Below are 12,880 nucleotides of genomic sequence, written 5' to 3' on the forward strand. Positions count from 1 at the left end.
TGATAGATAAGTGGAACTATTAATGAGCATTCCAAAAAGGAATGGCAGTACGAAATTAATTATTTTGCAACTTAGCTGGGTGCAAGTTAAGTTAATAAGTCTTCAAGGAAGTATAAATTAATAAAAGGGATGGACTATGATCAAGCAGTATATGGCCGCAATGGGCGTCAAAGAAGCGCAATATCAAAATGGTGATTTTGACGTCAATAGCCCGATTGATGGCTCGGTGATTGGCAGCATAACCTTGGATAGCGTTGATGAGGTCAACACCAAGATTGCCAATGCTAAAAAAGCTTTTAAAGAGTGGCGCGTGGTGCCTGCGCCAAGACGTGGCGAGCTGGTGCGCCTGCTCGGTGAAGTGCTGCGCGAGCATAAAGAAGACTTAGGCATGCTGGTGTCATTTGAAGCGGGCAAGATCAAAGAAGAAGGCCTAGGCGAAGTGCAAGAAATGATTGATATTTGCGACTTTGCCGTCGGGGTGTCGCGTCAACTTTATGGTTTGACGATTGCGTCAGAGCGTCCAGGCCATCACATGCGTGAGACATGGCATCCGCTCGGGGTGATTGGTGTCATTTCAGCCTTTAACTTTCCCGTTGCGGTTTGGTCTTGGAATACCGCACTGGCTATCGTCTGCGGTAACCCTGTGATTTGGAAACCATCAGAAAAAACCCCGCTTGTCGCTTTGGCCTGTCAGGCACTGTTTGAAAAAGCCTTGGCCAAATTTGGCGATGCGCCAGACCATCTATCGCAAGTCTTACTCGGTAAAACCGATGTCGGTAACGCCTTGGTTGAGCATAAAGATGTTGCTTTAGTGAGCGCCACCGGCAGTACGCGTATGGGCCGAGAAGTCGGGCCAAAAGTTGCCAATCGTTTTGGTAAATGTTTGCTTGAGCTTGGCGGCAACAACGCCATGATTTTGGCACCAAGTGCCGATTTAGACTTAGCGTTACGTGGGATTTTATTTTCCGCGGTTGGGACGGCGGGGCAGCGCTGTACGACATTGCGCCGTCTATTTGTCCATGAGTCTATCAAAGACGACATCCTACCGCGCATCAAGTCCGCTTATGAAACCGTCAGCATCGGTCATCCACTAGAGGGCAATCTGGTCGGTCCGCTTATCGATGAAGACAGCTTTAATAATATGCAAGCAGCGTTGGAAAAGGCGCGAGAAACAGGCGGCACGGTCACGGGCGGCGAGCGCGTCCTTGCAGACAAATATCCTAACGCCTATTACGTCACGCCTGCCATTGTCGAGTTTAACGAGCAAAACGATGTCGCCAGAAGTGAGACGTTTGCGCCTATCCTTTATGTCATGACCTACCAAGACTTTGATGAAGCGATCGAGATGCAAAACGATGTGCCGCAAGGCCTATCATCATGCGTCTTTACCAATGATTTGCGTGAGGCGGAGACTTTCCTCAGTGACCGCGGTAGTGATTGCGGTATTGCCAACGTCAATATCGGTACCAGTGGCGCTGAGATTGGCGGCGCGTTTGGCGGTGAAAAAGAAACTGGCGGTGGCCGTGAATCTGGCTCTGATGCATGGAAGGTCTATATGCGCCGTCAGACCAATACTATCAACTACTCAAAAGAGCTGCCACTTGCCCAAGGTATTAGCTTTGGTTAATAAAAAGGTGAGTACAAACTTTTGCTAATTTGATGTATTTATCAATAAACTGCCAAGCGTACTTTATAGAAGCTTGGCAGACCAAAAATAATAAGCAATCAAGGATTGGTTGCCACTCCCATCGACGACTACTAAGGAAGGTAGAACTATTATGATCGATGATAAAACGCATAACCCCGATATAGACGGTTATGATCCGTCGTCTAGCTTTTTACTTGATATCGCGCCGCTTGTATTGACTGCCATCATTCTGATGATACAGTTTTTCGTCTTCAAAGATTTCACCCCTCACATACCCTTAGCCTGCGGTATTTTAATCACCGGTTTGTTTATGAAGCTGCGTGGCCGCAGTTGGCAAGGTATGGAAGAGCGGTTTTTAAAGGTTATTAAAATCGGTTTGCCAGCGATGATTATCCTGATGGGCGTCGGTATGCTCATCGGCGCATGGATTATCGCCGGAACCGTGCCGACCATTCTGTACTACGGCTTTAGTATCTTCTCGCCTTCCTCGTTTTTATTTTCTGTCTGTCTTATTTGCGCCATTATTTCTGTCGCTACGGGTACCTCGTGGGGCACGGTTGGTACCGTGGGCCTTGCGATGATGGGAATTGGAATGGGATTGGGTATTCCCGCGCACTTGACAGGTGGTGCTATCGTCTCCGGTGCTTTTTTTGGCGACAAAATGTCACCGCTGTCAGATACCACTAACTTAACCCCAGCCGCGGCGGGTGTAGACCTTTGGGATCATATCAAAGGTATGCTGCCGACCACCGTGCCCGCCATGATTACGGCGTTGGCGCTCTATGCTTGGATTGGCATGGGTTATGGTGACGATAGTATCGATTTGTCTTCTATTCGTGCATTGCAGGATAACTTAGCGGCCAATTACAATTTAAGTGTCATCACCTTATTGCCAGCGTTAGTGGTTATTGTCGCCGCTGTGATGAAAATGCCAGCGATACCGACCGTATTAAGCGGTGTGCTCGTAGGTTCAGTGATTGCCGTCTTTATGCAAGGCGTGGGCGTGAGTGATGTTTTTAATGTTTTACAAAATGGCTTTGTCAGTGAAACGGGTTTTGAAGTGGTAGATCAGTTGTTGTCAAAGGGCGGCGTCATGTCGATGACATGGGTGATCAGCTTAACGATATTTGCTTTGGGTTTTGTTGGGGCGCTTGAGCACTACGGTACGCTCAAAGCCATCATGGCGAAAATTAACCATTTCGTAAAATCGCGTTTGGGGTTGGTTTTTACGACGTACGGCAGTGTGCTGAGTGTCGGTACGCTGATTGGTGATGTTTACACGACCTGTGTTTTGCCAGGGCGTTTATTGCAAGACAAATATAAAGATATGGGCTATAAGCGCACGACCTTGACGCGCTCTATCGAAGACGCGGGTACGCTTTTGTCACCACTTATCCCATGGAATATGGGCGGTAGCTTTGTGGCAGCGACACTTGGGATAGCAACATTGACTTATGCACCTTTTGCTTTTGCGTGTTGGTTGTCGCCTTTATTTGGGCTGTTATGGGCGTTCCTTGATAAGTTTATACCGCGCGAAGAGCCTGAGGTGGAAGAGGTTGACGTTGCTTTTTCTGTCAATGAAGCGCGCTAATAAAGGAATATGATATGTTGCAAGAGCAGTGTTTATGGAACATGACCGCGCCGAATATTGACGCTTATAGCCAAATGAGTAGCGATACCCAAGCGGCGGTGTGTATCATTGGCGGCGGATATACTGGATTGTCGGCGGCTATTCATCTGGCTGAAAAAGGCGTCAAGGTTGTGTTACTTGAAAGCCAAACCATCGGTAGTGGCGGCTCGGGAAAAAGCGTTGGGCTCGTCAACGCCGGAACTTGGGCGCGCCCTGATGACTTGAATATCAGTCTGGGTGAAGTGGCCGGTGAGCGTTTGACCCAAGCGCTTGGACAAGCACCAAGTTTGGTGTTTGATCTAATCAAACGCTATGATATCGACGCCCAAGCCACCCAAGCGGGCAACCTTCACATGGCGCATAATGCCAAAGGTGAAATCGATGTCGATATCAGATACGAGCAGCTGCGCCGCCGCGGTGCCAATGTTGAGGTATTGACTGGCAGCAAATGCCATGAATACTGCGGTACCACCAGTATTAATAAAGCTTTATTAGACCACCGTGCTGGTACCATCAATCCGCTGGCGTATGTCAGGGGGCTTGCCAAAGTCGCTACCAATCTTGGCGTAACGATCTACGAGCATTCTGGCGTTGAAACACTAGAAAAGGTGGACGGTCATTGGTATGCAAGAACCGCCAAAGCGCGCGTCAAGTCTGAGCGTGTCATCATAGCTACCAACGCCTATAGCGAAGGCGAATGGACAGAAATTAAGAAGACATTTTATTTGGTTTATTACTATCAAATCGCCTCAGAACCGCTGAGCGGCGCGGCGGCAGAGCGCATTTTACCTTATAAAACAGGGGCGTGGGATACCCGCTTGGCGTTATCGAGTTTCCGCCGTGATAATGACAATCGCCTATTATTGGGCACAGTTGGTGGTACGCAGATGAAACCAAAATCCTTTTATCAAGCGTGGGCCAATGCGGTGCAAAAAAGCTATTATCCAGATCTGCCAGTCTTTAACTGGCAATATGAGTGGTGCGGTAGCTTTGGCTTTACCCAAGATCATATCTTTCGCGTGATGGAGCCGGATGAAGGTTTGCTGACAGCGACGGCTTATAATGGTCGCGGTATTACTACTGGTACGCTCATGGGTAAATGCTTTGCTGAGTATATATTGACTGGTAATAGAGACAGTATTCCTATTCCATTTAAGACGTTAGAAGAAGCGAAAATCCCTTTTGCAGGTATTAAATCAGGCTTTACGGAATTGGGACTGACTTTATACCATGCTGGTCAATGCCTTAAAATTATCAGATAGCATGGTTATTTACATAGTGTGGTTATTTACTTGGTTAAAATTCGACTAAATATTATAGCCAATATGGCCGTCGTTGTAAGTCATACATTTAAGCTTATCGTTAATATTATTTTTAAAATTATAAATCGTGATAAAAGCTTTAATAAATGGCGGGTTGCTTGTTAGCTTTTTTAATGTCACATTTAGGGATTGTTAATCTAAGAATAAAATTACAGGGCAGTTTAAGGAACATTATGCGAATTTTAGACATTCATACGGTAAAAAAACAGCTGACCATGTCGATGGCAATTGAGGCGATTGAGGAATTACTCAACGTGCAAGGCGAGCATCCGACTTGGGTTAAAACGCCTGAACGCCTTGTCATTCCGACTTTTGAGGAAAGTAGTACAAAGAGCTCCGGCAGCCATTTATCCATGCCGGCAGTGGTATTTGATGGTACTAATGAATACGCAGTCGTCAAACTGGTCACTATCTGTCCAGACAATCCTAAGCGTGATAAACCAACAACCATGGCCAATGTCACGGTCTCCGACAATGACACAGGAGAGATGTTGGCTTTTTTGGATGGGGTATACATCACCCAAGTACGTACTGCGGCGCTGTCTGGCATCGCGACTAAACATTTAGCCAATCCCGATAGTCAGGTGGCAGCAGTGGTCGGCACGGGCGGTATGGCGTATGAGCAGCTTAACGCTATTCTTACCGTACGTCCAAATATCAAGCAGGTGAATCTTTGGAACCGAACCAAGCAGACCGCGCATAAATTTCAGGAGAAATTTAAAAAAGACTACCCACAATGGGATGTTGATTTTACGGTTTGCGACGATATCGAAGCGGCGATTCAAGACGCCGATATTATCAATTTGGCAACGCGTGCGACGTCAGGCTTGTTCGAAGCGGCGCAGATAAAAGCCGACGCTCATATCAATGCCGTTGGCGCCTATCAAGCATCGATGAAGGAAGTGAGCAATTCGGTGATAGAAGCCAGCACGTCTGTCATTATCGATGACGCCGAGGGCGGCTTGCATGAAGCGGGCGATTTGATACAGGCTCATGAAGACGCTGATAGTACTTGGACGTGGGATAAGCTGACGGGAACGCTAAGTGATTTGGTCAATGAAAAAGTGCAAATTGACCTAAATATCGATAAAGGTATCACGCTGTTTAAGTCGGTTGGCGCGGCAAGCTTTGATGCCGCCGTCGCTTTAAAGGTTGCTCAAAAGGTCAAAAAAGAAGATTTGGGCCAGTTTGTTGCGTTATAAAATCTGGCTGTTATTAAGGTAACAGTTTTTAAGACAACGTTTTTATTTTGGTCTAACGATCTCGAAGAGTATTGATATGCGCTATGACGTGATTGTAGTTGGAGCAGGCATCGTAGGAACCTCTATCGCGTGGCATCTGCAAAAAACAACGCGCGGGTACTCTTACTTGATAAAAAGCCCCCAGGAGAAGGAACCTCCTATGGTAATGCGGGCATTATCACCAGAGAAGCGGTCAATACCAAACCTTTTCCGCGAAGTGTTAAAGAGATTTTTAGTGTATTACCCAATAACCGTACCGATATTCGCTACCGCTGGTCAGCGTTATATGGTTTTCAGCGCCCTTTATTTCAGTACTGTCAGCACTCTTATGCAAAAAATATCGAAGTCATCGATAAGGAATGGGCGACGCTGATTGAGCATTGTACCAATGAGCACGAGCCGATGATTAAAGCGGCTGGCGCAGAAGCGTTGGTCAGTAAAATAGGCTGGATTGAGCTTCATCGTCATTCGATTGATTTTGAAAAAGCTATTAGCAAAGCCGTAAAGGCTGCTGAGCAAGGCGTAGAGTATCAAGTGCTATCGCTAGTAGCGCTGCAAGCCCTAGAGCCAAATCTGAATTTTACCGATTATATTGGCGGTATCCACTGGGAAAACTCGTGGCAAATAAAAAATCCCAGCAGTCTGGTAAAAGCCTATGCGAAAAGTTTTGCAGCGATGGCGGGCGAGGTTAAGCAAGTAAGCGTGACAGATATTATGCAAACGGCAGAAGGCTGGCAAGTTGTATGCGGCGATGATACCTACGTCTGTCAGCATGTCGTGATAGCGGCAGGGCCTTGGTCAGCTGAGCTTATCAAGCCACTGGGTTATAACATACCGATGTTTCCTATGCGTGGCTACCATCAGCATTTTAAGATCACACCCAAAAACGCCCTTTCACACAGCTTATTTGATGTCGATAAAGGGTTTGTGATGGGTGCAATGGAGCAAGGTATCAGAGTTACCACGGGTGCTGAAATGGCAAATTTAGACGCGCCAAAAAAATTTGACCAACTAGAAGCCGTGCTGACTCATGCAAGAAAGCTTGCGCCACTTGAAGATGCCGTGGAGGCTGAAGCATGGTGCGGAGCAAGGCCTTATATGCCTGATATGAAGCCAGTTATTGGCCGTGCATCAAAACATACTAACTTGTGGTTTGCGTTTGGTCATGCTCATCAAGGGCTGACATTAGGACCAGTCACAGGGCGTCTTATCGAAGAGATGATCCATAATAAGCCATTATTTATCGATTCCAAGCCCTTTAGTAGTCATCGTTTTACTGCTAGTTTTTAACCGTTTTCCGCAGCAACTTCCTGACTCTTCTGCTTCTCCTATCTTTCCTTCTTGTATCATGCATTTTATTTCCATTCTTACTGATTAATAAGCAAGATACGGTGCTCTATCGTAGCGCTTATGGCGTGCCGTTAATATTATTGATAGTCATTCAAACACCCTAAAAAAATAGAAATGAGGTAACATTAGGCTTAGGAAAGACGTGCAAATGTAAATAAAAAAGGGAGTTTAAACATGAAAGGAATCACACGCTTCTCAAACAGCTTAATGGAGAAGTATTTACCCGATCCATTTTTGTTTGTCATTATCTTGACCTTGGTTATTTTTGTCATGGGCTTAGGTCTGACCGATTCCTCACCAATACAGATGGTGGCGTTTTGGGGCGAAGGGTTTTGGGCACTACTGGCGTTTTCGATGCAAATGGTGTTGGTGTTGGTCACAGGTTATGTGTTGGCCAGTAGCCCGATATTTAAAAAAGGGCTCGGCAAACTGGCCAGCTTTGCAAAGTCGCCCAGTAGCGCGATTATATTGGTCACCTTGGTATCCCTTGCTGCTAGCTGGATTAACTGGGGCTTTGGCTTGGTGATTGGCGCGTTATTCGCAAAAGAGTTGGCAAAACGTGTCGAAAATGTGGATTACCGTTTGCTTATTGCCAGTGCGTATTCTGGCTTTATCATTTGGCATGCAGGATTCTCTGGCTCTATCCCATTATCCATTGCGACAGAAGGCCATCCCTTCGTCGATAAAATTGGGGTGATTCCAACGAGTGCTACCATTTTTGCGAGCTATAACTTAATTATCGTCGCGGCATTGGTCATTATCGTGCCGTTATTAAATCGTCTGATGATGCCGAAAAAAGAAGATACGATTACGGTAGATCCAAAACTTCTCGTAGATCCTATCGTTGAAGCGCTTCCAGTAAAGTCAGAGATGACCCCAGCGGAGCGCTTAGAGAATAGTTGGATTTTATCCATGATCATCGGCTTATTGGGCATTGCTTTTATCGTTTATTATTTTGTCCAAAACGGCTTTGCTTTAACGCTCGACTTGGTGAATTTCATGTTTTTATTCCTTGGGATTATATTCCATGGAACGCCGCGTAAGTATTTGATTGCTATTCAAGAAGCAGTCAAAGGCGCGGGCGGGATTATCGTCCAATTCCCGTTTTATGCGGGGATTATGGGCATGATGACGGCTTCTGGTTTGGCCGGAGTGATGTCAGAAGCGTTTGTCAACGTCTCGACAGTGGATACGCTTCCGCTTTTTGCTTTTTTAAGCGCAGGACTGGTTAACTTTTTCGTCCCCTCAGGTGGCGGACAATGGGCGGTGCAAGCGCCAATTATGTTAGAGGCGGCGGAGATGCTCGGTAGTGATCCAGCTAAAGTTGCGATGGCGGTAGCGTGGGGTGACGCTTGGACAAATATGATTCAACCGTTTTGGGCGTTGCCTGCCTTGGCAATCGCTGGACTCAAAGCCAAGGATATCATGGGTTTTTGTGTCATTGTGCTGATTGTCAGCGGCGTTGTGATTGGGCTGGGGTTGTTGTTTTTATAACTAAGATTGTAAGTGATGGCCTTGCCTAGTTTATAGGTAAGGCTTTTTTTTGAAAAACAAAAACGCCTCACACAAAAAACAATATCGCCCCATGAAATGCGCACTCTAATGGGGTATCATAGCTATCCTAAAATTAAATGAATCGCTTAAAGCAGCATTGATAAAGCAGCATATCAATTCTCTTAACCAAATATTTATACCAGACCATTGATATAAGGCGTATTGCCATGCAACAAAAACAGAATCCTATGGAACAAACGCCAAACGCGGTAGAGCATCAACCGGTCTTTATGCCTAGAGTCAATAGTGACAATTTGGTCAAAACGGACATGGTGAGGTTTGAGCGCCACGTGGGGTTTGCCAGTAGACAAAAGAAAAAATCCATCAATGATATGCATCAAGTCATTCGCAAAAAATATGGCTTTAGCCATGTTTTAGAGCTGTCTAGCAAATCTGGCAATAAACTCAGTTTCCCGCTCAGTCCATTAAGCTTAAAAATTACCAATGAGCATGACGGTCAAGCCTATAGTGTCGAAAATGCTTTGCAAGCCAGTAAAGTATTCGAACACGGTGGGCCGTATCTTGACTTACTGACCGTCGCACCAAGACAGGCCAAAAAAGACGAGCGTTTAACAACCTCTGGTGAGCTGATTGGCTATGATTATTTTGGCATGGAGTGGAGTCTTGAACCATTGACTGCGTTTTATGATTGGCTGTATGTCAATGCGCTCAAGCAAAATCCTCAGCTAAATGAGGAAGTCATGCAGTATCAGGCCTTTACTGATCGTGAGTTTAATCCCAAAAAATCTATCCATTGTGCGGCCTATTCGCTAGCGATGTTTGTCGCGCTCAATAAACGTGGGTTGCTTGATGGCGTCGAAGACCCGATTGTTTTTTATGATTTATATCATGACTTTAAAGTCAGTAATACGGCTAAACTTTTGGAAAATGGTTTGCTTTGATGGATGTTTTTAATTAAGTTACTAAGTATAAAGAAAGTTAAGTATAAAAAAAGCACCGAGCTTGCATGGCATGGTGCTTTTTTTTTAGCGTGGAGATTTTTTTTATTTCTAATTCATAGCCAGTACTTACAGCAACTCTTTACGCAGCTGGGCAGGCGTTTTAGGCGATAACAAGCTAGGCGCGACATCGAGGACGGTTTTTGCGCCATTCTCTCCTGCTTGATTCATTTTATAAGCAGCGCGGGCATAAGCTACGAGCACGCTGGCGGTAAATTCAGGATTGCTGCCAAGCTTTAACGAAAACTCTAACACTTGGTTATTTTGCGCATTATCCATACCGCTTACGCCACTGCGAATAACGAATCCACCGTGCGGCATCTTTTGATGGTCACGCTCAAACGTCTGCTCGTCAATAAAGTGCACTGTGGTATCGTAATCGGCAAAGTAATCCGGCATGGTGACGATGGTATCGCGTACGCTATCGCTATCGGCGCCATCAGCGAGCACGATATAGCATTCGCGGGTATGTTTCTCGCGGGTGCTTAGCGTTGGCTGCTCACCATTGCGTACTTTTTCCATCGCAGATTCTGAGGGAATGGTATATTGCACGCCTGATTTGACGCCGTCGACGCGGCGTACTGCATCTGAATGTCCTTGGCTTAAGCCTTTGCCCCAAAAGGTGTAGGTTTCGCCGACCGGTAAAATGGCTTCGCCGTATAAGCGGTTGATAGAGAATAAACCGGGATCCCAACCAACAGACAACATGGCGACTTTATTGGCTTTTTTGGCAGGCGTATCAAGCGCGGCAAAGTACTCAGGGATTTTGGCGTGAGTATCAAAACTGTCGACGATATTAAACAAACCAGCGAGCGCTGGGCCTTGCTCAGGCAGATCTGACTTAGAGCCGCCACACAATATCAGCACGTCTATATCATCTTTATATTGGGCAATATCGTCCATCGCGTAAACGTGCACGCTGTCGTCAATCAGAGTGACGGAGGCAGGATCGCGGCGGCTGAATACACAAACCAGCTGCATGTCTGGGCTTTGCTTAATGGCGGCTTGGGCGCCGCGCCCAAGGTTGCCGTAACCGGCGATGGCGACTCTAATTATTGATGTCATTATGATTAGCCTTACGTTGATAGAGCGGACAGTCCATTACTGCTAAAGTGATACGTAACAAGTAACAAGTAACAATGCTATGCAATTCATACTTACTTACTGTGAAGTAAAGTATGCGCAGTAATCTGCCCTGTAATGAATAACTGATTGGTAGAAATGGCATCTATTTTAGAGGATTATGTTTACAAGTGATAGGGCGCGGTCATACTAAATTTCAGATGTGTTTAAGTATGTACCTTATATAATATGACTGCCTCAATGAGTCGCTAAGTTGTTTTTAGTAATGATAAACAGGTTTGGGTTCATCTCTCTTAAAATAGGTACTGAATTTCCTATATAATGTCAGCTATCTCGTTATTGATTATTCATTCAATTCAGTCTTTTTCTTAGTACAAAAAGCTTTTTATTAGGTGAAAATGGCACTTTATGTTTAACACTTCCTCGACTCGTTTAAATAAATATATTAGCGAAAGCGGTATTTGCTCTCGGCGCGACGCTGACCGTTTTATTGAACAAGGTAACGTGTACGTCAATGGCAAACGTGCTCAAGTAGGTGCGCAAGTGGTTGCTGGAGATACGGTAAAAGTTAACGGGCAACTCATTGAGCCACGAGAAGCAGACGATTTCATTTTTATTGCGTTGAACAAACCAGTCGGGATTGTGAGCACCACAGAAAGCTCTGAGAAAAACAATATCGTTGATTTTGTTGGACATAGCGACCGTATTTTCCCGATTGGACGTTTGGATAAAGATTCCCAAGGTTTAATCTTTTTAACGAGCAATGGCGATTTGGTTAATAAGGTGTTACGTGCGGGTAATAACCACGAGAAAGATTATGTGGTGACAGTCAATAAGCCGATAACCGATAGTTTTATTGAAGGTCTAGCAGGTGGCGTACCTATTTTGGGCAGGATGACGAAAAAGTGCCCGGTGACTAAGGTAGCGCCTACCGTGTTTAATATTACGCTAGTACAGGGATTAAACCGTCAAATCCGCCGTATGTGTGAGCATTTTGGCTATGAAGTCGTAAAGCTTGAACGCACACGAATTATGAATGTGAGCCTAAAGGGTATTCCCGTTGGAGACTGGCGAGATTTAACCCCAAAAGAGTTGTCTGTTTTACTGAAATCTATAGAAGACTCTTCTTCAGAAGACAATACTGCTGCTAAGAAATCGCGTAAGTCGCCACGAAAAAAACCGCGTACTGATACTTCATCAAAATCAAAAGAGTCGTCAAAACCAGCGGGCGCAGCAAAGGGAAATGCTAAGCACTCCAAAGATGGCGCTAGAAAACCAGCGGGTTCTAAAGGTAAGCGTCCTTTCGGGGATGGCAAGAAGTCTGGGGGCAATGGCAAACCTGCTGCTAATGGTAAGCATCCTGCAAAAGGTCGAGGTTCTTCGCGGTCCTCAAAACGATAGCCTAATAGGTAATGACTTTTGATGCAGTGGAGCATTTAAGTTAGGTTAGTAACCAAACTAAGTAGTGATATAATGCCGCGATAATCGATATTTTATAAAGGGTTTACATTATGGCTCGTACCGCTAGCGCCTTACACATTTTAGTAAAAGACAAAGAACTGGCTGATGACATTATGGCCAAACTTAAAAAAGGTGCGCAGTTTGACGTGCTGGCTAAGAAACACTCAACTTGCCCATCAGGTAAAAAAGGCGGCAACTTAGGTGAGTTTAAAAAAGGTCAAATGGTACCAGCATTTGATAAAGTTTGCTTTAACGGCGAACTTTTTACCCCACATTTAGTGAAAACCAAATTTGGCTGGCATGTGGTTAAGGTGCTTTATAGAACGTAAGCGTTAGATATTTATTTACTCAATGCACGAAAGTTATATAAAAACGCGAGTCGCTTAAATAATAACGATAAGCCCATCGCTCAAAAAAAAGCACATTACCTCTAGATATTACTGAAAGTTTGGTATTAAAACGTCACAACATGGGCTATTAGCTGAATTTTTGATGATAGGGGGTGAAATTATTGCTCCGCAGCATTGGCAACTGACTTCAAGTAGGATAAAAGAGGTTAGGAACTTTAAGAAGAAGCATAGACTTGGTATTGCCATTAGGGTAGAGACTAACCGAAATTGCGATTGGAATTA

Annotated in this window: 10 protein-coding genes; 9 read left to right on the plus strand and 1 reads right to left on the minus strand. The window is 45.1% G+C overall.

Annotated elements, in window-relative coordinates; genetic code table 11:
• Nucleotides 1–136: 136 nt before the first annotated feature.
• The 7 genes from AB8P72_RS04780 (at nucleotide 137) to AB8P72_RS04810 (ending at nucleotide 9,647) form a co-directional block, all read left to right on the plus strand.
• Nucleotides 137–1,627 carry an aldehyde dehydrogenase family protein gene (locus AB8P72_RS04780; protein WP_305935397.1) on the plus strand — a complete coding sequence of 497 codons (1,491 nt, stop codon included), beginning with the start codon at nucleotides 137–139 and terminating at the stop codon, nucleotides 1,625–1,627.
• A gap of 151 nt (nucleotides 1,628–1,778) precedes the next feature.
• Nucleotides 1,779–3,239: a Na+/H+ antiporter NhaC gene (gene nhaC, locus AB8P72_RS04785; protein ID WP_305935396.1), complete on the plus strand. Its 1,461-nt coding sequence runs from the start codon at nucleotides 1,779–1,781 to the stop codon at nucleotides 3,237–3,239.
• A gap of 14 nt (nucleotides 3,240–3,253) precedes the next feature.
• Nucleotides 3,254–4,540, plus strand: coding sequence for an FAD-binding oxidoreductase (locus tag AB8P72_RS04790; RefSeq protein WP_305935395.1), 1,287 nt, complete (start codon nucleotides 3,254–3,256; stop codon nucleotides 4,538–4,540).
• Between the two features lie 233 nt (nucleotides 4,541–4,773).
• The gene (locus AB8P72_RS04795; protein ID WP_369958100.1) at nucleotides 4,774–5,802 is read left to right on the plus strand and encodes an ornithine cyclodeaminase family protein; all 1,029 of its coding nucleotides are present in this window, start codon (nucleotides 4,774–4,776) and stop codon (nucleotides 5,800–5,802) included.
• 129 nt (nucleotides 5,803–5,931) lie between these two features.
• The gene (locus AB8P72_RS04800) at nucleotides 5,932–7,131 is read left to right on the plus strand and encodes an NAD(P)/FAD-dependent oxidoreductase (RefSeq protein WP_369958101.1); all 1,200 of its coding nucleotides are present in this window, start codon (nucleotides 5,932–5,934) and stop codon (nucleotides 7,129–7,131) included.
• Between the two features lie 234 nt (nucleotides 7,132–7,365).
• Entirely contained in the window at nucleotides 7,366–8,685 is a 1,320-nt protein-coding gene (locus tag AB8P72_RS04805) for a short-chain fatty acid transporter (RefSeq protein WP_369958102.1), read from the plus strand.
• Nucleotides 8,686–8,933: 248 nt separating this feature from the next.
• The gene (locus AB8P72_RS04810; RefSeq protein ID WP_068404819.1) at nucleotides 8,934–9,647 is read left to right on the plus strand and encodes a hypothetical protein; all 714 of its coding nucleotides are present in this window, start codon (nucleotides 8,934–8,936) and stop codon (nucleotides 9,645–9,647) included.
• 126 nt (nucleotides 9,648–9,773) lie between these two features.
• On the opposite strand, the gene AB8P72_RS04815 is transcribed toward AB8P72_RS04810, so the two are convergent.
• Nucleotides 9,774–10,769, minus strand: coding sequence for a diaminopimelate dehydrogenase (locus AB8P72_RS04815; protein ID WP_068404770.1), 996 nt, complete (start codon nucleotides 10,767–10,769; stop codon nucleotides 9,774–9,776).
• A 426-nt stretch (nucleotides 10,770–11,195) separates the two neighbouring features.
• On the opposite strand from AB8P72_RS04815, the gene rluF reads away from it, so the two are divergent.
• Entirely contained in the window at nucleotides 11,196–12,188 is a 993-nt protein-coding gene (gene rluF, locus AB8P72_RS04820) for a 23S rRNA pseudouridine(2604) synthase RluF (RefSeq protein ID WP_201541747.1), read from the plus strand.
• Between the two features lie 110 nt (nucleotides 12,189–12,298).
• Complete coding sequence (gene ppiC, locus AB8P72_RS04825; protein ID WP_193031961.1) at nucleotides 12,299–12,577, plus strand: peptidylprolyl isomerase PpiC; 279 nt, start codon at nucleotides 12,299–12,301, stop codon at nucleotides 12,575–12,577.
• Nucleotides 12,578–12,880: the final 303 nt, after the last annotated feature.

Origin of the sequence: Psychrobacter sp. CLB018 (assembly GCF_041222815.1) — a bacterium.
Taxonomy (GTDB): Bacteria; Pseudomonadota; Gammaproteobacteria; order Pseudomonadales; family Moraxellaceae; genus Psychrobacter; species Psychrobacter faecalis.

Excerpts from the sequence above, each read along its gene's own strand:
- AB8P72_RS04780 (WP_305935397.1), top strand. The coding sequence starts at position 137 with ATGATCAAGCAGTATATGGCCGCAATGGGCGTCAAAGAAGCGCAATAT.
- nhaC (WP_305935396.1), top strand. The coding sequence starts at position 1,779 with ATGATCGATGATAAAACGCATAACCCCGATATAGACGGTTATGATCCG.
- AB8P72_RS04790 (WP_305935395.1), top strand. The coding sequence starts at position 3,254 with ATGTTGCAAGAGCAGTGTTTATGGAACATGACCGCGCCGAATATTGAC.
- AB8P72_RS04795 (WP_369958100.1), top strand. The coding sequence starts at position 4,774 with ATGCGAATTTTAGACATTCATACGGTAAAAAAACAGCTGACCATGTCG.
- AB8P72_RS04805 (WP_369958102.1), top strand. The coding sequence starts at position 7,366 with ATGAAAGGAATCACACGCTTCTCAAACAGCTTAATGGAGAAGTATTTA.
- AB8P72_RS04810 (WP_068404819.1), top strand. The coding sequence starts at position 8,934 with ATGGAACAAACGCCAAACGCGGTAGAGCATCAACCGGTCTTTATGCCT.
- AB8P72_RS04815 (WP_068404770.1), bottom strand. The coding sequence starts at position 10,769 with ATGACATCAATAATTAGAGTCGCCATCGCCGGTTACGGCAACCTTGGG.
- rluF (WP_201541747.1), top strand. The coding sequence starts at position 11,196 with ATGTTTAACACTTCCTCGACTCGTTTAAATAAATATATTAGCGAAAGC.
- ppiC (WP_193031961.1), top strand. The coding sequence starts at position 12,299 with ATGGCTCGTACCGCTAGCGCCTTACACATTTTAGTAAAAGACAAAGAA.